This window comes from Variovorax sp. GW822-FHT04E09 (assembly GCF_058800845.1).
In genome coordinates this window covers 257081-280137 of sequence record NZ_JBXAMR010000006.1, presented here as the reverse complement: position 1 = coordinate 280137, position 23057 = coordinate 257081, and the positions used below count along the sequence as shown (strand labels likewise).

At 70.1% G+C, this 23057-nt stretch carries 17 protein-coding genes; 9 read left to right on the top strand and 8 right to left on the bottom strand.

The window, feature by feature from the left end; all coding sequences use genetic code 11:
• The first annotated feature begins 39 nt into the window (after positions 1-39).
• The 3 genes from AC1RL8_RS24040 to AC1RL8_RS24030 all read left to right on the top strand — a co-directional run bounded on the left by AC1RL8_RS24040 (position 40) and on the right by AC1RL8_RS24030 (position 2289).
• Positions 40-597, top strand: a complete 558-nt coding sequence (locus AC1RL8_RS24040) for an OmpA family protein (RefSeq protein ID WP_062480792.1) — start codon at positions 40-42, stop codon at positions 595-597.
• Between the two features lie 136 nt (positions 598-733).
• A complete protein-coding gene (locus AC1RL8_RS24035; protein WP_492687045.1) occupies positions 734-1672 on the top strand; it encodes a helix-turn-helix domain-containing protein in 939 nt (312 codons plus the stop codon).
• A gap of 137 nt (positions 1673-1809) precedes the next feature.
• A complete protein-coding gene (locus AC1RL8_RS24030; RefSeq protein ID WP_159274136.1) occupies positions 1810-2289 on the top strand; it encodes a 2,4'-dihydroxyacetophenone dioxygenase family protein in 480 nt (159 codons plus the stop codon).
• 15 nt (positions 2290-2304) lie between these two features.
• Here the strand turns inward: AC1RL8_RS24030 and AC1RL8_RS24025 are convergent, their stop codons facing one another.
• The 4 genes from AC1RL8_RS24025 to AC1RL8_RS24010 are packed head-to-tail and all read right to left on the bottom strand — an operon-like array spanning position 2305 to position 10019.
• Positions 2305-2931 (bottom strand): response regulator transcription factor, encoded by a 627-nt coding sequence (locus AC1RL8_RS24025; RefSeq protein ID WP_062480799.1) that lies wholly within the window; start codon positions 2929-2931, stop codon positions 2305-2307.
• Between the two features lie 49 nt (positions 2932-2980).
• Entirely contained in the window at positions 2981-5038 is a 2058-nt protein-coding gene (locus AC1RL8_RS24020) for a sensor histidine kinase (RefSeq protein WP_492687046.1), read from the bottom strand.
• 2 nt (positions 5039-5040) lie between these two features.
• A complete protein-coding gene (locus AC1RL8_RS24015; protein ID WP_095747289.1) occupies positions 5041-5859 on the bottom strand; it encodes a carbon-nitrogen hydrolase family protein in 819 nt (272 codons plus the stop codon).
• The gene (locus tag AC1RL8_RS24010) at positions 5856-10019 is read right to left on the bottom strand and encodes a YhdP family protein (RefSeq protein WP_492687047.1); all 4164 of its coding nucleotides are present in this window, start codon (positions 10017-10019) and stop codon (positions 5856-5858) included. The genes AC1RL8_RS24015 and AC1RL8_RS24010 overlap by 4 nt, the downstream gene beginning before the upstream one ends.
• Before the next feature lie 25 nt (positions 10020-10044).
• On the opposite strand from AC1RL8_RS24010, the gene glnE reads away from it, so the two are divergent.
• Positions 10045-12840: a bifunctional [glutamate--ammonia ligase]-adenylyl-L-tyrosine phosphorylase/[glutamate--ammonia-ligase] adenylyltransferase gene (gene glnE / locus AC1RL8_RS24005; protein ID WP_492687048.1), complete on the top strand. Its 2796-nt coding sequence runs from the start codon at positions 10045-10047 to the stop codon at positions 12838-12840.
• Entirely contained in the window at positions 12833-13945 is a 1113-nt protein-coding gene (locus AC1RL8_RS24000; RefSeq protein WP_492687049.1) for a septal ring lytic transglycosylase RlpA family protein, read from the top strand. The genes glnE and AC1RL8_RS24000 overlap by 8 nt, the downstream gene beginning before the upstream one ends.
• Positions 13946-13948: 3 nt before the next feature.
• On the opposite strand, the gene AC1RL8_RS23995 is transcribed toward AC1RL8_RS24000, so the two are convergent.
• From AC1RL8_RS23995 to AC1RL8_RS23985, 3 genes are all read right to left on the bottom strand, one after another.
• A complete protein-coding gene (locus AC1RL8_RS23995; protein ID WP_062475252.1) occupies positions 13949-14416 on the bottom strand; it encodes a carboxymuconolactone decarboxylase family protein in 468 nt (155 codons plus the stop codon).
• Between the two features lie 104 nt (positions 14417-14520).
• Complete coding sequence (locus tag AC1RL8_RS23990; protein ID WP_492687050.1) at positions 14521-15411, bottom strand: RNA polymerase sigma-70 factor; 891 nt, start codon at positions 15409-15411, stop codon at positions 14521-14523.
• A 95-nt stretch (positions 15412-15506) separates the two neighbouring features.
• The gene (locus AC1RL8_RS23985) at positions 15507-16364 is read right to left on the bottom strand and encodes a ferritin family protein (RefSeq protein ID WP_062475258.1); all 858 of its coding nucleotides are present in this window, start codon (positions 16362-16364) and stop codon (positions 15507-15509) included.
• 129 nt (positions 16365-16493) lie between these two features.
• On the opposite strand from AC1RL8_RS23985, the gene AC1RL8_RS23980 reads away from it, so the two are divergent.
• On the top strand, positions 16494-17123 hold the full coding sequence (locus AC1RL8_RS23980) for a glutathione peroxidase (protein WP_492687051.1): 630 nt from the start codon (positions 16494-16496) through the stop codon (positions 17121-17123).
• A 331-nt stretch (positions 17124-17454) separates the two neighbouring features.
• Here the strand turns inward: AC1RL8_RS23980 and AC1RL8_RS23975 are convergent, their stop codons facing one another.
• On the bottom strand, positions 17455-18066 hold the full coding sequence (locus tag AC1RL8_RS23975; protein ID WP_159279173.1) for a glutathione S-transferase N-terminal domain-containing protein: 612 nt from the start codon (positions 18064-18066) through the stop codon (positions 17455-17457).
• Positions 18067-18185: 119 nt separating this feature from the next.
• Between AC1RL8_RS23975 and purB the strand changes: the two genes are divergently transcribed.
• The 3 genes from purB (at position 18186) to AC1RL8_RS23960 (ending at position 23040) form a co-directional block, all read left to right on the top strand.
• Positions 18186-19565, top strand: coding sequence for an adenylosuccinate lyase (gene purB / locus AC1RL8_RS23970; RefSeq protein WP_070063273.1), 1380 nt, complete (start codon positions 18186-18188; stop codon positions 19563-19565).
• A 143-nt stretch (positions 19566-19708) separates the two neighbouring features.
• Positions 19709-20833 carry a PepSY-associated TM helix domain-containing protein gene (locus AC1RL8_RS23965; protein ID WP_492687052.1) on the top strand — a complete coding sequence of 375 codons (1125 nt, stop codon included), beginning with the start codon at positions 19709-19711 and terminating at the stop codon, positions 20831-20833.
• A gap of 56 nt (positions 20834-20889) precedes the next feature.
• Positions 20890-23040, top strand: a complete 2151-nt coding sequence (locus AC1RL8_RS23960; protein WP_492687053.1) for a TonB-dependent receptor family protein — start codon at positions 20890-20892, stop codon at positions 23038-23040.
• Positions 23041-23057 lie beyond the last annotated feature (17 nt).

The following is a 23057-nucleotide window of genomic DNA, read 5'->3' as shown; positions in this document are numbered from 1 at the left end:
CCGCTTCAGTTTTCATTGGTCCAAGCAGAGGGAAAATTCATGAGGAAGTTTGTTGTGTCTAGCGCGGCCCTGGCCGCTGTGTTGTTCATCGCGGGGTGCGCATCGTCGACCCCGCCGGCCGAAGCACCGGCCGCACAGCAGGCCGCACCGGCCAACAGCTGGACCGCCCGACTGGACGCGTTGAAGGCCGAGCTCGAAAGCTCCACCAAGGGCACCGGCGTGGTGATCTCGCAGACCGCCGACAACCAGCTTCACGTCGTGATTCCGAATGAACTCTCGTTCGACACGGGCCGCGCCAACGTCAAGCGCAACCTGGCGCAGGTGCTGGACAAGGTCGCCGAAGGCCTGAAGAGCGCCACCACCGCCAGCCTGCGCGTGGTCGGCCACACCGACAGCACGGGCAGCGAGGAAGGCAACGAGCGCCTCTCGGTGAGCCGCGCCGACAGCGTGCGCAACCACCTGGTGGGCCGCGGCGTGTCGACCACCGTGATCACCACCGACGGCCGCGGCTCGCGCGAGCCGCTGGCGGACAACGGCACGGCCGCCGGCCGCGCGCAGAACCGCCGCGTCGAAATCTTCGTCGCCGAGAAGATCTGAGCCCAGGTGCTGCGCGCACGTCGCGCGGCACCGTCAGGAAATCCCGCATGAGGGCACGGCACCGCCGGCCCTAACATCGCGCGGCCTGCACGCGGCGCGCGCACCGCGTGCCGGGCGGACACGAGAGGAAACTCCGATGAACGCCATCGCGCCGGCCCCATCGAGCGTCGCATCCCACGTCGCATCCCGTTTCGCCCCGGACATCATCGCCGCGGGCACCGGTGCGCAACCCCAGTACCTCGTGACCGGCGGCGACCAGCTGTTCGCCGCCCGCTGGCAGCAGGACGCGTGCTGGCTGCCCTTCCACGGCGCGGCGCATCACGTGCTGGTGCTGCACGAGAACGGCAGCACGGCGGTGCGCAAGTACGAACGCGGCAAGCTCGTCGCCTCGCGTTCGCGGCTGGGCAGCGTGAGCTTCATCCCCTGCGACGGCACCGAATGGGAAATCGGCGGGCGCTGCGGCGTGGTGCACCTGTACATCGGCCAGGCGCTGATCGCGCGCGTCGCCGCCGAGGAAGGCCTCGGGCCGGCGGTGGAGATCGACCCCTTCTTCGCGATCCGCGACCCGTGGCTGCAAGGCTTCTTCCAGATGCTGGTGAGCGAGGTGGAGCTGTACGGCAGCGTGCCCGCGAGCCCCGATTCGCTGCTGCTCTCGCAGAGCCAGCACCTGCTGGCCCATCACCTCGTGCGGCGCCACTGCGCACCGGGGCGCGGTGCGCTGCCGCGCACGGAGGGCGCGCGCCGGCAGCCGGTCCTGACGCCGCGGCAGCTGCGCCACGTGACCGAGCACATCGACGCGCACCTGGCCACGCCCCTGGGGCTGGCCGACCTGGCAGGGCTGGTGCACCTGTCGCAGGACCACTTCATCCGCAGCTTCAAGGCGGCCAGCGGCATGGCGCCCTACCAGTACCTGCTGCGCCGCCGCCTGGAAGGCGCCGCCGAACTGCTGCGCACCAGCGACCTGCCCGTCGAGGCCGTGGCCGCGCGCATGGGCTTTGGCAGCGCCGCGTACTTCTCGACGCGCTTCCGTGCATTCGTCGGCGTGGCGCCAAGCACCTACCGCCGCATGCGCTGAACGGCGCTGCAACTTGCGCAAAAGCGCGCCGCTTTCGACATCCCGTGCTTCGTTCGGGCCAACATGCCATGGCGTGGGAAGCTGCTCCTAGACTGGCTTGGCAGGCCGATTCCGGCCGCGTCACCCACGGAGACACCATGACCCTGACCGCCCTGAAAGCCACGCCGCCCGCCAGCGCCGCCCATGCGCGCATCACGCTGCCGTACCCGCATTTCCAGAAGCTCGAGAGCTATCCATGGAAGCCGTGGGTCATGCCCGGCGTGGCCTACAAGCTGCTGAGCATCAACCGGCGCAGCGGCGGCTTCACCTGCCTGCTGAAGGTCGATCCCGGCACCGAGGCGCCGGTCCATCACCACCTGGGCGCCATCGAGGTGATCGTGCTCGAAGGCGACATCTACTACGAGCGCAACGACATCGGCCGCCCAGGCGACTACATGCACGAGCCCGCCGGCGACATCCACCAGCCACGCTCCGACGGCGGTTGCGTGCTGTTCTGCGTGTTCGAGGGCGCGATTGCCGGGCTGGGCGAGGACGGCAACGTCGTCGGCATCGTCGACGGCCGCAGCATGCTGGAGATGGCCACGCGCGACGGCGCGGCGCAGCACGTGCACAGCTGAGGTCCGGCCTGCGGGCTAGAGGTCGCGCAGGCGGTTGGCCAGCTCCACCGCCGACTTCACTTCCATCTTCTCGAACACGCGCGCCCGGTGGACCTCCACCGTGCGCACGCTGATCGCGAGCTGGTCGGCGATGAGCTTGTTCGGCAGGCCCTCGACCACGAGGCGCATCACGTCGCGCTCGCGGTCGGTCAGCTCGGCGATGCGGTCGGCCAGGCCGCGGCGCACGCGCTGCACCTCGAGCGCGCGCTGCGACATGCCCAGCGCCTGCTCGATGCGGTCGACCAGCGCGTTGTCCGAGAACGGCTTCTCGCAGAAGTCGAAGGCCCCGCGCTTGACCGCCTCGACGGCGGTGGGCACGTCGGCATGGCCGGTCAGGAAGATCACGGGCATCTCGGCCAGCAGGCCGCGTTCGGCCAGCCGGTCGAACAGCACCAGCCCGCTCATGCCGGGCATGCGCACGTCCAGCAGCAGGCAGCGCGGCTGGTCGGGCAGCGGCGCTTCGTCCAAGTACTGCTCGAAGGCCTCGGCGCTGCCGAAGTGCTCGCTGGCCAGGCGGCGCGAACGCAGCAGCCAGGCCAGCGCCTCGCGCACGCTGGCGTCGTCGTCCACGATAAAGATCAAGCCATCGATCAGCGGTTGCATGCCATGAGGTCCAGCGGAACAGAGAAAACGAAGAAGAAGAAAAAGGCGGCTATCCCGCAGTCGGGAGCGTAAACCTGAAGACAGTGCCCCGGGGGCGGTTGGGCTCGAACATCAGTGCGCCGCCGTGCTGCTCCACCACGGTGCGGCACAGGCTCAGGCCCAGGCCCATGCCGTCGGGGCGCGTGGTGAAGAAGGGCGTGAACAGGCGCGCCGCCACCTCCTCGCTGATGCCGCAGCCCAGGTCGGCCACGGAGAACTCGAGCCAGCGGCGGCCGTCGGCCGGCACGGTGGCGCCCACCGGCAGGGCGCGCGCCACGCGCAGGCGCAGCACGCGGCTGCCGGGCGTGTGGTCGGCGCCGTCCATGGCCTGCATGGCGTTGCGCGCCAGGTTCAGCAGCACCTGCTCGACCAGCGTGCGGTCGCACACCACGGCGGGCAGGCGCTCTTCGCACACGATCTCGATCGTCACGTCGAGCTTGCGCGCCTGCAGCCGCACCAGCGGCAGCACGGCGTCGATGAGCGCCTGCGGCGCCACGGCCTCGCGCATGCGGTCGCGCCGGCGCACGAAGTCGTGCACGCTGCGGATCACCTGGCCCGCGCGGTCGGCCTGCTCGGCGATGCGCCTCACGGCCATGGCCACCTCGGCCTGCTCGCCGCGCGCCTCGGGCCCGATCAGGTTGAGCGAGCCGGTGGCGTAGCTGGCGATGGCGGCCAGCGGCTGGGTGAGCTCGTGGCTCAGCAGCGAGGCCATCTCGCCCACGGTGGCCAGGCGCGCGCTGGCCTGCAGGCGCTCCTGGCTGGCGCGCGAGAGTTCCTCGACGCGGCGCTGCTCGCTCACGTCGATGAAGGCGCTCATCCAGCCGGTCTGCACCTTGTGCGCGTTGATCAGCGGCGCCTCGAAGATGAGCACCGGAAAGCGCGTGCCGTCCTTGCGCATGAAGACCGACTCGAAGCCCTCGCGCGGCGGCAGGCCGCCGGCGAAGCGGCGCGTCTGGCGCAGGTGGTACTCGTGCGCCAGCTCGGTCGGCCAGTACGGCGCCTCGACGCTGTCGGCCATGAGCTCTTCGGGCGTGAAGCCGACCATCTCGCAGAAGGCCGGGTTGACGTAGGTGATGCGCCCCTGCAGGTCGCGCGCGCGCAGGCCGGTGATGACCGAGTCTTCCATCGCCTTGCGAAAGGCCAGCGCGTCGGCCAGGTCACGCTCGGCGCGCAGGCGGCGGCGGGTGTCGCGCGCCAGCAGCACGAGCACCGACACGAGCGCGATCGAGATCGCCGTGACCAGCGCCGTGAGCATGTTCGGGAACAGGTCGGGCGCGGCGCGCCAGCCGTCCACGCGCAGCATGAGCGAGGCGCCCGGCAGGTCGATGCGCTGCTGCGAGGTGAACACGCGCGTGCCGATGCGCCGCGAGGTGCCCAGCGCCACCAGCCGCGTGCCGTCGGCCTCGGTGAAGGCGACCTCCTGCCCGCGCGTGAGCGTGGGGCCGACCAGCTCGACCAGCGTGTCGCGCAGCGAATAGCTGGCCACCAGGTAGTCACCGGCGTCCATCGGCAGGCACAGCTCCATCACCTCGACGCCGCCGCCGCCGGCCACGGGCACGTAGTGGCTGGGCGAATAGGCGGGCGCACCGGCCTTGCGCGCGGTGGCGCAGGCCTGCGCCACGTCGGCCTGCGCGGGACCGCGGTTGCTCTCTTCGAGGATGCGCGTGCGGTAGGGCGTGTTCACGGCCTCGATGGGTTGCAGCTGCGCATCGCGCCACTCGAGCCGCAGCCATTCGCGGTGCTCGCGCAGCTGCGCCGCCGCGCGGTCGGCCCAGTGCGTGCGCTCCATGCCCGGCGCGAGCGTGGCGCGCAGGCTCTGGGCGTTGCGCTGCAGGCCGCTGCGCAGGTCGACGACGGCGTCGGCGGTGTCGCGCTCCAATGCCGCCTGCACCTGCTCGACCTCATGCCGGCCGGCCAGCCACACGACGGTGACCAGCAGCGCCGACACCAGCACCGCCAGCAGCAGCCAGAGGAACCAGCGCTTCCACAGCGAGCGCAGGCGCGCGAAGGCGACGACCCAGGCCCGGCGCTGCGGCGGTGCGGAAACCTCGAGCGCCTCGTCGGCCATCGTCAGGCGAGCACGCGGTGCGACAGCGCGGGCAGCTGGGCGCGCGTGCGCTCGACCTGCCGGGCGTCGAGGTCGAACAGCACCACGCCCTCTTCGGCGGCCTGCTGCGCCACCACCGTGCCCCAGGGGTCGATGACGAGCGACTGGCCCCAGGTCTGGCGGCCGTTCTCGTGCGTGCCGCCCTGCGCGGGCGCGACCACCCAGGCTAGGTTCTCGATGGCGCGCGCGCGCAGCAGCACCTCCCAGTGGGCGGCACCGGTGGTGCGCGTGAAGGCGCTGGGCACCAGCAGCAGGTCGGCGCCCTGCCCCGCCAGCGCGCGGTACAGCTCGGGAAAGCGCAGGTCGTAGCACACGCTCATGCCCACGCGCCAGGCGTGGCCGTCGCGCGAGGGCAGCTCGAACACCACGGGCTGCGCACCCGGCGCGATGACGCGGCGCTCGTCGTAGCGCTCGGTGCCGTTGTCGAAGAAGAACAGGTGGATCTTGTCGTAGCGCGCCACGCACTTGCCTTCGGGCGAGAAGGCCAGCGAGCTGTTGAAGACGTGGTCGGCGTCGTCGCTCTCGATGGGCAGCGTGCCGCCCACGATCCACAGGCCGAACTCGCGCGCCGCGTCGGCCAGGAAGCCCTGCACCGTGCCGGCGCCAGCGGTTTCGCGCAGGCCGAGCTTGTCGGTGTCGCGCGCGCCCATCATGCAGAAATACTCGGGCAGCACCGCGAGCTCGGCGCCGTCGCGCGCCGCCTGCCCGAGCAGCGCATGGGCGCGCACGAGGTTGGCTTCGCGGGCGATGGCGGACACCATCTGGATGGCTGCGACTTTCATTGCGTGGTCTCCGTTTTCTTGCCTTCGCTGGCGCCCGTCGATGTCGATCCACCCGGCAGGCCGGGCAGCAGCTGCAGCGAGCGCGGCACCTTGGCGATCTTGGGGTCGGCCCAGGTGCCTTCGACGTGGAACTCCTGCGTGGCGGCCGCGGCGAGCGGCTTGCTCAGCACCCACTGCGCGAGGAAGGTGCCCAGGCCGATGGCCGGGTTGATGGCGGTGGCCACCAGCGCGGCCGTGCCGGCGTTGATCTCGGGCACCACCACCACGCGCAGGTTCTGCGTCTCGCGCACGATGTCGGCCGAGCCGTCCATGAGCGCGGCGGCGTTCACGCCCTTCATCTGCAGGTTGTTGGTGCTGGCGATGCCCTTGTTGATCTTCGCGTCGCCGCGGATGAAGTCGAAGGCGAAGCCCTGGCTGAAGACGTCGCGGAAATCGAGCGTGAGCCGGCGCGGCAGCGCCTGCAGGCTCAGCACGCCCAGCAGCTTGGCCAGGCCCGGGTCGGCCTTGAGGAACTGGCCCTGCTCCACGTCGACCTGCAACTGGCCGCCCAGGCTGGGGTAGTCGAGCGAGAACGGCGAGCCGCGCCAGTTCACCTCGCCCTCGAGTCGCCCCTTGCCGCGGCGCAGCACGCCCGGCATGCCGAAGCGCGTGAGCAGGTCGCCGGCGTCGGCGATGTCGAGCTTGAAGTTCATGGCCGTGGTGCGGCGCTGGCCGGCGCTTGCGCCGCCGCCCGCCGGCGCGGCCCAGGTGCCCTTGGCGGTGAAGGTGGCCTCGGGCACGCTGAAGGCGAGCTTGTTGAGCAGCCATTCGCGCCCGCCGCGATTGACGGCGTCGATCTCGGCGCGGCCCAGGCGCTTGCCGAGCAGCTCGAAGTCGTCGACCACGATGTCCAGCGCCGGCAGGGTGCCGGGTTGCTCGTCGAGCAGGGTCTCGACCTGCGTGGCCTCGGCCGGTGCGATCTTCAGGCGCGCGAGCCGCGCATAGAGCCGGCCGGCCTGGCTGTGGCTGTACTCGGCGTAGCCGCTCAGCTCGGAGGCGTCGACGTTGGCGCGCCACAGCGCACCTTCGCGCGTGCCGCCGAGCACCACGTTGTGCAGGGTGCGCCCCGCGATGCCCAGCTGCTGCGCGCGCACCGCGATGCGCGTGGGCAGGTAGGCCAGGTCGGGATCGTCGGCGCGCTCGCCGCCGCCGACCACCGCGGCGGTGCCCACCAGCGTCTGCCAGGCGCCCATGTCGAGCTTGGCGACGTTGACGTTGGCGAACACGCCGCGGTCGGGCGGCAGCGCCGTCTCGCCGGACGCCAGCCCGATGCCGATGCCGCCGCGCAGCACGTGCGCCTGGCCGTTGGCCGACAGCTCGCGCACGTACTGCACCGAGCCGACGCGGCCGAGCTCGAGCGTCAGCTGGTCCTGCGTGGCGCGGCGGGCGTCGCGCGCCAGCACCTTCTTTTCGATGCGCAGCGGCATCAGTTCTTCGGCCGTCTTGACCAGCGGCGTGGGCAGCTGCAGCGCCAGCCCCTGCAGGCTGCTGGTGAGCGAGAACTCGGGCGTGTCGTCGCGCATCGAGAAGGTGGCGGCGTAGGGCGTGCTGCCGGTGGCGTGCTTGGCCAGGCGCGCGAGCCAGTCGACCTCGCGCGCGCCGCGCAGGCCTTCGGCGCTGGCCGTGCCCTGCGCCTTCAGCGCCAGTTCGCGCTGCGGCCCGCTGAAGCGGCCCTTGCCTTCGACGCGCACCTCGCCGCCCAGCAGGCGGGCCTGCACGCCGGCCAGCGAGAAGCCGGTGTCGGTGAAGCTGAGCGTGCCGCGCGCCTGCGTGAACGGCGGCGCCTCGGGCACCACCTGCAGCTCGTTGTCGGCCAGCGTCACGGTGGCCTGCACCTTGGTGTTGTCGACGTTTTCCAGCGGGAGATCGAGGCGCAGCTTGTAGTCGGCCGAGCCGGTGGCGCGCGCGCGCTGCAGGAACGGCCCGGCCTCGCCGGCCAGCGGCGCACCGGCGCGCAGCACCTCGCCCAGCGGGCCCTTGGCCTGCGCATCGACGCGCAGCAGCGCGGCGTGGTGCGACATGTCGGCGATCTGCGCCTCGGCCTTCGTGACCTCGACGCCGGGCGCGCCGGCAATGCGCCCGCGCGCATTGCGCACCAGCATGCCTGCGCGCTCGAACACCAGCTCGCCCGACACGCCCGTGAGCGCCGGCCACACGGGCGGCGGCGCGGCGGGCGGGCCGGTGCGCGACGCCGGGGTCGCAGGCGCGGCGGTGGCGGCCGCGAGCGAGGGCGGCACGTAGGCGTAGTGCACGTCCGACACCTTGGCCGCGATGCGGAACTCGCCCTGCTTCGGGTCCATGAAGGGCATGTCGTACAGGTCGCCGCGCACGCGGAAATCGACCGTGCTGGCCGTGCCCTTGACGACCGACTCGCGCACGTAGTCGCGCGTGTGCTGCGGAATGTCGAGCGGCAGGTAGCGGAACACGCGGGTGCCGTCGGCGCGCGTGAGCTTGCCCTGCAGGTCGAGCACGCCGGGGTGCTGCGCGCGGCTGCTCGACGTGGCGGGGTCGCTGGTGCGCCAGTGGGCTTCGGCCTCGCCCTCGGCGTCGGCGTTGGCGAAGCGCAGCTTCGACACCTGCACCTGCATGGCGCCGTTGTCGAGCTTCCACTGCAGCTGGGTCGAGAGCCGGTCGATGGGGATCACCGGGTCTTCGAACACGCCGGGGAATTCGAGCGTGCCCTTGGCCATGGCCAGCGTGGCGGTGCCGCCGGTGTGGCTGGCGTCGAAGTCGAGTGTGGCGCCGCTCAGGCCGGGGGTGCCGGGGTGCACGCGCGGCGGCGCGGCGGGGGTGCCGGCCGGCGCCGGGGTGGTCGGGGCGGTGGCGGCCGGCGCCGGCTGCGAGGCCACGCGCAGGCCGCTGACCCGGCCCTTGGCCTGGTAGCGCGCGATCGCGTCGGGCGCGCCCTGCCAGTTCATGTCGATGCGCTCGACCAGCCCGCGCGGCGCGTAGGCGCCGAGCAAGCGGTGCGTGGCCTCGCCCAGCGGCAGGCGGTCGGCGATGAGCGCCAGCGCCGCGAGGTCGAGCCGGTCGGCCTTCAGCGCGCCGTGCTCGGGCGTGCGGCCCTTGGCGGGCGTGTGCTGCAGCCACAGGTTGCCGCCGGGCCAGCGCAGGCCGTCGACGGTGTCGAACTGCAGCGCGGTGGTCGAGAACTCGAAGGTGTCCGCGTTCATCTGCCCCGCCAGCCGGCCGGTGACGGCGCGCAGCACCAGCGGCTGCAGCCCCTTGCCGAGCGAGGCGTCGATGCGGTTCAGCCCCAGGTCGGCCGCGCCGCCGACGATGCGCCCGTCGTCCACGTCGGCCCACAGGCGCAGCGCGCCGTTGCCTTCGCGGATGCGCGCGTCGAGCGAGACGTACTGGCCCAGGCGCGTGACGTCGATGTAGGGCAGGTCGGCATAGAGCTGGCCGTCCCAGGTCTGCCAGTGGCCGCTGCGGATCGACAGCAGCGGCTGGCGGAACTGGCCGCGCAGCGTGAAGCGTTCGCCCCAGCCGGCCGGCGGCGTGGCGTCCAGCCGCAGGCCGTGGCGGCGCGCGCCGTTGCGGGACACGAAGCGCACGTCGGTCAGCAGCAATGGTTCGGCGCGGCGCTGCTCGTCGGTCCAGCGCACGGTGCCGCCTTCGATGACGAACTCGCGCTGCGCGAAAAACCAGTCGGCGGCGCGGGTTTCTCCGGTCGTGTCGGTCTCCATGTGCAATCCAGCCACATGGAGTTTTCCCTGAGTGTCGCGGCGCACGTCGAGCTGCGGGCCCTCGATATAGAGCTGCTCGAAATTCAGGCGCCACAGCGACCGCGGCGACACGCTCGCCACCACCCGCACGAGGCGAAGGGCCTCGCGCTGGTCTGCGTCCTGCAGCACCACGTCGCGCAATTCGAAGGCCGGAAATAGCCCTTCGGAACGGGCGGTGATGGCGCCGATGCGCACCGGGACACCGATGGCCTTGCTAGCCTGCGCCTCGAGTGCACCGCGAAAATCGCCGATTCGCGGCACAATCCACGCGTGCAGGACCACGACTGACAGTGCCAGCAGAAGCCACGCAGCGAAGAGCAGACCCAATAGCCAGCGCGCTGTCACAGCGGTGATTTGGAGCAGACGTGAAGGGGAAGACGCCGTGTCGTTCATTGAGGATCGCGCTGTGTCGGGAATTATGACCGCCAGCCTTGAGCCGGGTTCCGCGCCAACCCACACCAGTGTGAATCAGTTGCCATCCAATCCGACGCCTCCCGCGTTTTCTTCCAGTTCCCGATTCGTCCAGCGGCTGCGCCGCCGCTATGCGGCCGAGCTCGAATTGCTGCCGCCCGGCGAGCCCCGGCGCGAATCGATGACCGTCGCCTACGACGCCCTGCGCGCACGCGGCGTGGCCGTGGGCGATGCGTTGCGCATCGTGCGCCAGCTCACGATGGAACGTCTGGTCACACTCGACTGCGACCAGCAGGCCCCGCTCGCGGTGGTGACCACCGCCGTGACCGAGCTGGCCGAACTGGCCCTGGACATCGCCTGCCAGGACGCCTGCCATGAACTCGACGCCCAGCACGGCGCGCCGCTCGGCCCCGAAGGCCAGCGCTCGCAGCTGTGGGTGATCGGCATGGGCAAGCTGGGCGCGCGCGAGCTCAATGTGTCCAGTGACATCGACCTCATCTACCTGTACGACGTGGACGGCGACACGGCCGGCGATGCCGACGGGCGCGGCAAGCTGTCCAACCAGGAGTACTTCGCGCGCGCCGTGAAGCGCATCTATGCGCTGGTGGGCGACGTGACCGAGCACGGCTTCGTGTTCCGCGTCGACCTGGCGCTGCGGCCCAACGGCAACTCGGGGCCGAGCGTGGTCTCGCTCGACGCACTCGAAGAGTATTTCCAGGTGCAGGGCCGCGAATGGGAGCGCTTTGCCTGGATGAAGAGCCGCGTGGTCGCGCCGCGCGCCGTGGTGCTCGACGGCCAGGCCCAGGCGCTGCGCAACGTGGTGCTGCCCTTCGTGTTCCGCCGTTATCTTGACTACAGCGTGTTCGACTCGCTGCGCATCCTGCACCGCCAGATCCGCGAGCAGTCGGCGCGCCGCAGCGCCGGACGCCCCGAGCGCGCCAACGACGTGAAGCTCTCGCGCGGCGGCATCCGCGAAATCGAATTCACCGTGCAGCTGCTGCAGGTGGTGCGCGGCGGCCAGTTCCCCGAACTGCGCACGCGCCCCACGCTCGACGCGCTGCAACGGCTGGCGCGCGCCAACCTCATGCCGCAGGACACGGCCGACACGCTGGCCGCGGCCTACGAGTTCCTGCGCCGCGTGGAGCACCGCATCCAGTACCTTGACGACCAGCAGACCCACGTGCTGCCGGTCAACGACGACGACCTGCGCTGGATCGCGCAGTCGATGGGCTACGCCGACTGCTGCCCCTTCCTCGAACAGCTCGACACGCACCGCGAGTTCGTGGCCCAGGAGTTCGACAAGCTGCTGGGCGGCGAGAAACCCTGCAACGGCAAGTGCAACGGCAAGAAGGCCGCCGCGCCCGCCGACCTGGTCGACCTGCTCGACGACCTGCCGCCCGTGTTCGCCGAGCGCATCCGCGACTGGTGCGAAACGCCGCGCGTGCTCGCCCTGCGCGAGGAAACCCGGGGCCGCCTGCGCCAGCTGGTGCAACGCACCGGCCAGTGGCTGAAGGAGCCCGACGGCGAGGGCGCGGGACAGACGCCGCGCCACATCGATGCCGCCATGCGCTGGGCCGACTGGATCGAGCCGCTGATGCGCCGCGAGAGCTACCTGGCGCTGCTGGTCGAACGCCCCGCCGTGCAGGAGCGCCTGCTGCGCCTGCTGGGCGCCGCGAAATGGCCCGCGCGCTACCTGATGCAGCACCCCGGCGTGATCGACGAACTCGCGAGCGACGAAATGCTCTCGGGCCGCTTCATCGCCGAGGAGTTCGAGCGCGAACTCGAAGCGCGCCACACCTCGCTCACCCGCACCGGCGAGGCCGACGAAGAGCGCCTCTTGAACCTGCTGCGCCACGCCCACCACGCCGAGGTGTTCCGCACGCTGGCGCGCGACGTGGACGGCCGCATCACCGTCGAGCAGGTGGCCGACGACCTGAGCGCGCTGGCCGACACCACGCTGCGCGTGACCGCGCGCTGGTGCTGGCCGCACGTGCGCAACCGGCACCGCGAGGTGCCGCAGTTCGCGATCATCGGCTACGGCAAGCTGGGTGGCAAAGAACTGGGCTACGGCAGCGACCTGGACATCGTGTTCGTCTACGACGATGACGACGAGCGCGCCGGCGAGGTCTATGCGGCCTACGTGCGCAAGCTCATCAACTGGCTCACGGTGAAGACGCGCGAAGGCGACCTGTTCGAGATCGACACCGCGCTGCGCCCCAACGGCAACTCGGGCCTGCTCACCACCAGCTTCGAGGCCTACGAAAAGTACCAGCTCGGTCGCGGCAGCAACACCGCGTGGACCTGGGAGCACCAGGCCATGACGCGCGCGCGCTTCGTGCTGGGCAGCGCCGACCACGGCGCCGAACTGGGCGCACGTTTCGACCAGGTGCGCGAAGCCGTGCTGGTGGCCCCGCGCGACCGCGAGGCGCTGAAGGCCGAGATCATCGGCATGCGCAACAAGCTGCGCGGCGCCCGCCCCGTGAAGGCCGACCGCTTCGACGTGAAGCACAGCCCCGGCGGCATGGTCGATGCCGAGTTCGCGGTGCAGTTCCTGGTGCTGTCGGCCTCGGGCGCGCACCCCGAGCTGATTCCCAACCTGGGCAACATCGCGCTGCTGCTGCGTGCCGAACAGGCCGGACTGCTGCCCGAAGGCGTGGGCCGCAACGCCGCCACCGCCTACCGCGAGCTGCGCCGCGTGCAGCACACCGCACGCCTGAACGAAGAGCCCACGCAGGTCACGCCGCCCGCCCTGAGCGCCGAACGCGACGCCATGCTGGCCTTGTGGAAGGCGGTCTTTGGCTGACCGCGCCCTCGCCTCCCGCGCGCTGACGGCCTGCGCCCTGGCCGCCGCGCTCGTGCTGGCCGGCTGCGCCAGCGGACCGCGCAGCAGTGGCGGCGGCGTCGCCAGTGGCCGCGACGGCCCCGGCAGCAACATCCCGTCGGACCTGGACCGCGTGCCCGACGCCGAACCCCGCATCGAGGCGATCCGCAGCAGCGGCGGCACCAGCAAGCCGTACACGGTGCTGGGTCGCGGCTACGTGCCGATCACCGACGACCGGCCGTTCCGCGAATCGGGCATCGCCTCGTGGTACGGCCGCAAGTTCCATGCAGCCTCGACCGCCAGCGGCGAGCCCTACGACATGTACGCCATGACGGCCGCGCACAAGACGCTGCCGCTGCCGAGCTATGTGCGCGTGCGCAACCCGGCCAACGGCCGCGAAGTGATCGTGCGCGTGAACGACCGCGGCCCCTTCGTGGACGGCCGCGTGATCGACCTGAGCTACACGGCGGCGCTGAAGCTCGACCTGCTGCGCGGCGTGGCGCCGGTGGAGATCGAGCGCATCACCAACGAAGACATCCGCACCGGCGCCTGGCGCCGCGACGCGGGCACGGCCTATGCCGCGGCGCCTGCGCCGGCACCGGCTCCCGCGCCCGTCCGGGTGGCGGCGGCGCCGGTGGCCGTGCCGTCGGCCTGGGTCGCGCCGGTCGCGATGACCGCCGCTGCGGCGCCTGCCGCGACGATGCCCGTGGCACCGCAGACGCCGGTGATGGCCGCGGCACCATCGGAGCCCGAGGCCCCGGCCGGACCGCGTGAGGCGATGGTGGTGACCGACCTCGCGCCGCTAGCCCCGCTCGCCGCGCCGGCCACGTCATCGGCGCCCTCTTCCACTGCCGCCGGCTTCTGGGTGCAGCTCGGCGCGTTCCGCGAACGCGACGGCGCCGAGACGCTGAGAAACCAGGCCGCGCGCGGCCTGCCCACGCTGGCGCCGCAGCTGCGCGTGTTCAGCGAAGCCGGCACGCACCGCCTGCAGGCCGGGCCGTTCCCGTCGCGCAATGCGGCGGGCGAGGCAGTCACCCAGCTGCGCGACAACCTGCGCATCGCGCCGATGGTGGTCGAGCGGCGCTGAGGTTCAGGGCATCGCCTTGGCCACGACCTGCGAACGCAGGCCCACGCCGAGGCGGTTCCACGCATTGATCTGCGCCACGGCGAGCGAGAGCTCGACGATTTCCTGGTCGCTGAACACGGCCTTCAGGGCCTCGAACTCGGCATCGCGATCGGCGTGGTGGTCGGCCAGGCGCGTGAGCGTTTCGGCCCAGTCCAGCGCGGCGCGCTCGCGTTCGTTGAACAGGCTCACCTCGCGCCAGGTGGCCAGGCTGTTGATGCGCTGCCAGTCTTCGCCCTGCACGCGCAGGTCGCGCACGTGCATGTCCAGGCAGTAGGCGCAGCCGTTGATCTGCGAGACGCGGGCAAAGACGAGGTCGATCAGCACCTTGCCGAGCGTGCTCGACTCGAAGCTGCCGTTGACGGCGATCATGGCCTGGAAGGACTTGGGGGCGAACTTGGTCCAGGCGAGACGGAGGGCGGGGGCTTGGCTCATGGGATGTACTCCAGGGTGGTTGAAGGAAACAAGCGAAATCCGCTTGCTACACCCTGAAGACGCGCCAGCCATCGGCCCTGTGACAGGCTGCGCGAATTTTTTCTTCAGGCGCCCCGTTTGGCCGCGAATAGCTGGGCGATGCGCGCCAGCTTGTCGGGGTTGCGCTGGGCGCGGATGCGCACGATGCGCTCGCCCTCGATCTCGAAGGTCTGGGCCGATTCGAGTTCGCCGTCCAGAAAGCGCAGCATCCCGGGCTCGCCGTTGAGCTCGACCAGCTCCATGCGCACGCCCGCGCCCATGCGGCGCCAGAGCGAGAAGTACAGCTGCGCCAGCCGCTGGCTGCCGCGCAGGATCTTGCTGAAGGTCTGCACCTTGCCGCCGCCGTCGCCGATGAGTTCGACGTCTTCGGCCATCAGCGCCTTCAAGTCCTGCATGCTGCCGCGCGCGGCGGCGTCGGCAAAGGCGCGCAGCAGGCGCTGGTGGGTCTCGCGCGAGACCTGGAAGCGCGGGCGGGCCTCCTGCACCTGGGCCTTGGCGCGGTGCACCAGCTGGCGGCAGGCGGCCTCGCTCTTGCCCAGGGTCTGGGCGATCTCGTCGTAGTCGGCGTCGAACACCTCGCGCATGAGGAAGGCGGCGCGCGCCTCGGGCGCCAGCCGCTCGAGCACGGCCAGGAAGGCGACGGAGATGTTGTCGGCGCGCTCGAGCGTTTCCTCGGGCGTGTCGGGCGACCCGGTGAGGGTCGGCTCGGGCATCCACGGGCCGATGTAGTGCTCGCGCTGGACCTTGGCGCTGCGCAGCCGGTCGATCGACAGGCGCGTGACGACGGTCACGAGCCAGGCTTCGGCGCTGTCGAAACTGGCCTTGTCGGCTTCATGCCAGCGCAGCCAGGCGTCCTGCACCACCTCTTCGGCCTCGGCCACGGAGCCGAGCATGCGGTAGGCGATGCCCTGGAGGCGGCGGCGGTGGCTGTCGAAGGTGAGGGTCGGGTCGTCCATGCCCGATTAGACGTTTGACGCCGCCGCGTTGTGACAGCGAGCGCCCAAAAAAAATCGCCCCGGGCGGGGCGATTTCATCGATGTCCTAGGACGACTCAGGCGCCCTGGTATTCGGGCTTGGGGCCCAGCGTGGCCGAGACTTCCTTGCGGTAGCGGTTCAGCTCCTGCACGGTCTTGAAGCTGCGGTTCATCAACAGGCTCAGGTTGTGCAGGATGCGCTCGCCGACCTTGGTTTCCCAGCCGGCGTCGAACTTGATCTGCTTGTCCAGCCAATGCTCGAGCCAGTCGGGATCGGGCATGCGGCTCTGGATGGTGTCGTTCGGGAACAGCGCCTTGTTCACGTGCAGGTTGGTCGGGTGCAGCGCCTGGGCGGTGCGGCGCGCGCTGGCCATCAGCACGCCGACCTTGGTGAAGGCGGCACGGGCTTCGTCGCCGAACTTTTCCATGGCGCGCTTCATGTAGCGCAGATAGGCGCCGCCGTGGCGGGCTTCGTCCTGGCTCAGCGTGGTGTAGATGTGTTTGATGACCGGCTCGGTGTGCCACTGGGCGGCGCGGCGGTACCAGTGGTTGAGGCGGATCTCGCCGCAGAAGTGCAGCATGAGGGTTTCGAGCGGGGGCGCCGGGTCGAAGTCGAAGCGCACCTCGTGCAGCTCCTGCTCGGTGGGCGCGTGCTGCGGGCTGAAGCGCTTCAGGTACTCCATGAGCACCAGCGAGTGCTTCTGCTCTTCGAAGAACCAGATCGACATGAACGCCGAAAAGTCGCTATCGTGCCGGTTGTCGCGCAGGAACATCTCGGTGGCCGGCAACGCCGACCACTCGGTGATGGCATTCATCTTGATGGTCTGCGCCTGCTCTTCGGTCAGCAAGGAAGCGTCGAACGACTGCCAGGGGATGTCCTTGTCCATGTCCCAGCGGACGGATTCGAGTTGTCTGAAGAGTTCCGGGTAGAGCATCAAAGTCTTTCAATGGCCGCCGATTTTAGTCGGGCCGTTTGGCGCGCCCGTGACAGACGCGCGATGATGTGCTTGTGCGCGCGCCCGCGCCATAGATGCACACCCCCCTTTTCGATCCAGGAGCCCGTCATGCGAACCCCCGCCCGATTGTCGATGCTGCGACGTTGCGCCACGGCCTTTTCCCTCGTGGCGGGCCTGTCCGCCGCCCTGTCGGCGGGTGCCCAGACGGCCCCCGCCGCCCCTGCCGCGCCCGCGGTGGGCGGCGCCGCCGGGTGCCCGGCGATCCTGCAACACAGCTTCCCGCGGCTGCAGGATGAAAAGCCCCAGAACCTGTGCCAGTACTCCGGAAAAGTGGTGCTGGTGGTCAACACGGCCAGTTTTTGCGGCTTCACCCCGCAGTACAAAGGGCTGGAGGCGCTGGACATGAAGTACCGCGCCCGCGGCTTGGTGGTGCTGGGCTTCCCGTCGAACGATTTCTCCCAGGAATCGGGCTCCAACAAGGAAATCGCCGACTTCTGCGAAAGCACCTTCGGCGTGAAGTTTCCGATGTTCGCCAAGTCGGCCGTGCGCGGCACCGACGCCAACCCGCTGTTCAAGCAGCTTGCGCAGGCCTCGGGCACGACGCCGAAGTGGAACTTCTACAAGTACCTGATCGGGCGCGACGGCAAGGTGGTGCAGGCGTGGTCGAGCATGACGGCGCCCGACGAGAACGGCTTCATCCAGGTCATCGAGAAACAGCTCGGCCCCAGCGGCGACTGACCGGCCCTGCAATGTGAACTTTGAGTCACAAATGTTTACCACTCGAACGGGAACCGTGCGGCGGAGCCGCGCTCATACTTGAGCGTGGGCGGCCAAGGCCCACAGGTTTTCATGTTGCGAGGTCTTCCGGGCGCCTGCCGTCCGGTTGAAATCCCGAGGCGATTCTTCTCCTCCTCCCTCCCTCCCTCCTTCGTGTCGGGGCGCCTCGCAGCATTTTTGTCTTCCCGCCGACAGCGGGGCCCGCGATGACGCAGCGCCCCCCTCGGCCTTCCCGCATGCGGTGGCCCGAACGGCCCCAAGAAAAAAGCGCCCCACGGGGCGCTTTGTCGTTTCAGGGCTGGGTGTCGATGAAGCTCGGCCGCAGCATGAGCTTGTCGTACAACTTGGCCAGGTTGGCGTGGTCGCCGCGCCAGTCGATCTCGGGAAAACGCAGCCCCAGCCAGCCCAGCGCGCAGCCGACCGCGATGTCGGACAGGCTCAGGTGGATGCCGCTGCAGAAGGGCTTGTCGCCCAGGCCCTTGGCCATGGCGGCCACGCCGGCCTGGACCTTGGCGCGCTGGCGCTCGATCCAGGCGGCGCTGCGCTCGGCGTCGGCGCGGCCGGACCAGGTGGCTTCGAGGCGCCAGAGCACGCCGGCGTCCATGACGCCGTCGGCCAGCGCTTCCCAGGTCTTGACCTCGGCGCGCTCGCGGCTTTGCTGCGGAATGAGCTTGCCCACGGGCGACAGGGTGTCGATGTACTCGACGATGACGCGCGAGTCGAACATCGCCTCGCCGCCTTCCATGATCAGGCACGGCACCTTGCCCAGCGGGTTCGAATGGGCGATCGTGGTGTCTGCGGACCAGACGTCTTCGATCACGAACTGGTAGTCGAGCCGCTTTTCGGCCAGCACCACGCGCACCTTGCGCACATACGGGCTGGCGGCGGATCCGATCAGTTTCATGAAGGCTCTCTCCCCATCGCTTGTTAACGTTTGTTCGCAGGCATTTTAGGTGAAGGGAAAAAGACGGCGCCCGAATTCCCCCGCGGCGCGGCCACCCGGCGGCCGCCTAAAATTCGGGCATGAGCTTTTCCACCGTCTCCGCCCTCTCCCCCCTTGACGGCCGCTATGCGGCCAAACTCGCGGCCTTGCGCCCGCTGATGAGCGAACAGGGCTATATGCACCGTCGCGTGCAGGTGGAGGTGGCCTGGTTCATCGCGCTGTCCGACTGCGGCTTTGCCGAGTTCAAGCCCCTCACGGGCGGCGCCCGCAAGTACCTGATGGGTCTGGTGTCGCACTTTTCCGAGGCCGACGCCCTGGCCATCAAGGACATCGAAAAGACCACCAACCACGACGTGAAGGCCGTCGAATACTGGATCAAGTCGAAGTTCGAAGCCCGCCCCGAGCTGCTGGCCGCCGCCGAGTTCGTGCACTTCGCCTGCACCAGCGAAGACATCAACAACACCAGCCACGCCCTGCAGATCCAGGCCGCGCGCGACACCGTGGTGCTGCCGGCCATCGACGGCCTGATCGCCAAGCTGCGCGAGATGGCGCACCAGTTCGCCGACGTGTCGATGCTCTCGCGCACGCACGGCCAGACCGCCAGCCCGACCACCGTCGGCAAGGAAATCGCCAACGTGGCGGTGCGCCTGACCAAGGCCCGCGCGCAAATAGCCGCCGTGCAGCTGCTGGGCAAGATGAACGGCGCCGTGGGCAACTACAACGCCCATCTGGCCGCCTGGCCCGAGTTCGACTGGGAAGCCTTCAGTCGCAAGGTCGTCGAGACGCCCGCGCCGCTGGGCCTGGGCCTGAGCTTCCAGCCGTACAGCATCCAGATCGAGCCGCACGACTACATGGCCGAGCTGTTCGATGCCGTGGCGCGCGTCAACACGATCCTGGTCGACTTCTCGCGCGACATCTGGGGCTACGTGAGCCTGGGCTACTTCAAGCAGCGCCTGAAGAAGGGCGAGATCGGCTCCTCGACCATGCCGCACAAGGTCAACCCGATCGACTTCGAGAACGCCGAAGGCAACCTGGGCCTGGCCAACGCGGTGCTGCGCCACCTGAGCGAAAAGCTGCCCATCAGCCGCTGGCAGCGCGACCTGACCGACAGCACGGTGCTGCGCAACATCGGCGTGGCCTTCGGCTACGCCACGCTGGCTTACGCGAGCCTGGCCACCGGCCTGGGCAAGCTCGAGATCAACCAGGAAGCGCTGGCCGACGACCTCGAGGCCTCGTGGGAAGTGCTGGCCGAGCCGATCCAGACCGTGATGCGCCGCTTCGGCGTGCAGGGCGCCTACGAACAGCTCAAGGAAGTCACGCGCGGCAAGACCGTGACGGCCGAGGCGCTGCACGGGCTGATCCGCTCGCTGGCCATTCCTGAAGAGGAAAAAGCCCGCCTCCTGGCCATGACGCCCGCCAGCTACACCGGCAAGGCGGCCGAGCTGGCCCGTAGAATTTAGGCCTCCCCCGCGACGATCCGCCGGCCCGTGCCGCCCACGGCCGGCGCGCCTCGTTCGCCCACCGATACCTCCCAGCCAACGTGCCCCGTTTGGGGCACGCCAGCCGACAACCCAGACGGGACGCCTCGACGTCCCCGTTGTTCATGCGGCGCGCCCCACTGAGACGCCTCTGGCTCACGCTCCACCGATGGATCGGCCTCACGCTCGGGCCGCTGCTCGCCCTCACGGCGCTCCTGGGCGCTGTGCTGGTCGTAGCGCTGCCGCTCGACCGCGCGGCGCATCCTGAGCTCTTCGTCGCGCGCAGCAACAGCAGCACGGCCCCGGCGCCGCTGGAGCCGTTGCGCCAGCGTCTGCTCGCCGAGTTCGGCCCCGACACCAACCTCACGCTGCGCCCGCCGCGCCAGCCCGGCGACACGCTCTGGGTGCTGGTGCGCGGCCCGTGGGACGGCACGCTCTACCTCGACCCCGCCACCGGCGCCGAACAGGGCCGCCGCGGCACGCACGAAGGTGCCTACAACCTGCTGTTCGAACTGCACAGCAGCCTGCTGCTGGAAGACACGGGCAAGGGCATCCTCGCCATTGCCGCGCTGGCGTACCTGTTCCTGCTGGTCAGCGGCGTGGTGCTGTGGTGGCCGGCGCGCTGGCCGCCCTCGCTGCGCATCGTGCTGGACCGCGGCCTGCTGCGCGGGCTGTTCGACCTGCACCGCACCGGCGGCGCCGTGCTCGGACTGCTGATCGCGGTGTCGGTCTTCACCGGCGCCTACATGGCCTGGCGACCGCTGGGCGGCTTCATCTCGACCGCGCTCGGGCAAACACCTGCCAAGGCGCCCGGGGTGCCCAAGGGCACCGCCACCGGCCCTCGCCTGCCGCTCGACGATCTCGTCGCCCGCGCGCAGGCCGTGTTCCCCGGCCAGCCCATCGGCTACGTGCAGGTGCCCGGCCGCGCGGACCGGCCGCTGCGCGTGCGCTTCCGGCTCGCCGACGACCCGCACCCGAACGGCATCGGCTCGGTGTGGGTGCATCCGGTCACGGGCGAGCTGCTCGGCGTGCGCCGCTGGCAGGACATGGACACCGGCAACGGCGTGGTGGTCGTGATCTACCCGCTGCACACCGGCGTGCTCGGCGGCGTGGTGCACCAGGCGGTCACCGCGCTGCTGGGCCTGGCGCTGGCCGGCCTCGGCCTGAGCGGCGTGTGGCTCTGGTGGCGCCGGCGCGCCGTGGCTGCGGCCGCGCACAGCCAGGCGCTGTCCCGCGGCACGGCACCCTGAACGACGCACGCACCCCATCCCTTCATCCATCACAAATACATCGAGGAGGACTCCCCTTGTTCCCGCACAAAAGAACCGCCATCGCCCTGGCCCTGCTGCCCCTGAGCCTGCACAGCTTCGCGGCCGACGCCGAGCCGTCGAAGTCGCTCGAGGCCATCACCGTCACCGGCGACTGGCTCGGCACGCCCACCGAGACCAAGGTGCTCGAGCACGCCGGCGCGCGCAGCATCGTCGAGCGCCAGCAGATCCAGGAAAGCGGCTCGGCCAGCGTGCGCGACGTGCTGCGCCAGGTGCCCGGCGTGCAGGTGCAGGAGAGCAACGGCACCGGCGGCAGCGACATCTCGCTCAACGTGGGCGTGCGCGGCCTGACCTCGCGGCTGTCGCCGCGCTCGACCGTGTTGCTGGACGGCGTGCCGCTGGCCTACGCGCCCTACGGCCAGCCGCAGCTGTCGCTGGCACCGGTGTCGCTGGGCAGCCTCGAGGCGGTCGACGTGGTGCGCGGCGCGGGCTCGGTGCGCTACGGCCCCCAGAACGTGGGCGGCATCATCAACTTCGTGACGCGCTCGATCCCCAAGCAGTTCGCGGGCGAAGTCGGCGTGGGCGTCGAGAGCGCCAGCCACGGCGGCGGCACCAAGAGCACGCCCAGCCTGTTCATCGGCGGCACCAACGAGAACGGCTTGGGGCTGGCACTGCTTTATTCGGGTACGCACGGGGACGGCTTTCGCCAGAGCAACGACAAGACCCGCATCGACGACCTGATGCTCAAGGGTGCCTACCGCCTCTCGAAGACCGACGACATCGCGATCTCGCTGCACCACTTCGAAGGCAAGGGGCGCATGCCCGGCGGCCTGACGACGGCGCAGTTCGCGGCCAACCCGTTCCAGTCGGACCGCCCCTATGACGAGTTCACGGGCCGCCGCACCGACGGCTCGCTCAAGTACACGCACAACGACGGCGTGAACAAGTTCGAGATGCTGACCTACTACACGGACTCGTACCGCAGCAGCTACCTCGAACAGGAAGGCACGGGCGCCAACGCCAACCGGCGCCGCCTGACCACCGCGCCGCGCAACTACAAGACCTACGCCTTCGAGCCCCGCTACTCGCGCCTGATCGACTCGGGCAGCGTGGTGCAGGAAATCAGCATCGGCGCGCGCTACCTGAAGGAAGAGGCCTCCGAAACGGCCACGCGCAGCACCTACTACCGGCCGGCGTCGGGCTTCGACGCCTACGCGCTCGCGCAGCCCGCGTACCAGACCAGCAAGGGCGGCACGACCGCGCACGCGTTCTACATCGACGACCGCATCGACTTCGGCAACTGGACGGTCACGCCCGGCGTGCGCTACGAGTCCTTCCGTTCGTACAACGACGTGTTCACCATGGCGAACAACCGCGTCACCAACGCGATCTACCCGAAGATCGAGTCCAACGAAGTGCTGCCCACGCTGTCGGTGCTCTACCGCATGAGCGAGCGCTGGTCGCTGTTCGCCAATGCGGGCGTGTCGTTCGGTCCGCAGCAGTACGCCCAGCTCGCGCAGTCGACCACCAGCCTGCATCCCGAGAAGGCCAAGACCTACGAGATCGGCACCAAGTACAAGGGCGAATCGTGGAGCGGCGAGCTGACGCTGTTCAACATCAACTTCGACAAGGAGCTGCAGCTGGCGCGCTCCATCACCGGCGACGTCGGCCAGTGGACCGACCTGGGCGCCACGCGCCACCGCGGGCTGGAGTCGGCGCTGCGCTACGACCTGGGCAGCCTGAGCGACGCGCTCAAGGGGCTGTCGGTGTCGGGCACCTACACGTACACGCAAGCCACCTCGAAGGCCGGTGCGTTCGCGGGGCGCGACCTGCCCTTCTACTCGCGCCACGTCGCAACGCTCGGCGCACGCTACGAGCGCGGGCCGTGGACGCTCAACGCCGACCTCTACGCGCAATCCAAGCAGCGTTCGCCGGGCTCGCCGGACGACGGCGCCAGGTACATCACCGTGGAAGACGCGAGCGGGCGGCTGGGCGACATCCCGGGCTACGGCACGGTGAACCTGCGCGCCGCCTACGACTTCGGCCCGTCGCTGAGCCACCTGAAGCTGGCCGTGGGCGTGAAGAACCTGTTCGACCGCCGCTACTACAACCGTTCGGTCGACAACAACGGCGGCAAGTACGTGGGCCAGCCGCGCACGCTGTACCTGCAGGCGTCGCTGGCGTTCTGAGGCCGAAGGGGCGCGCG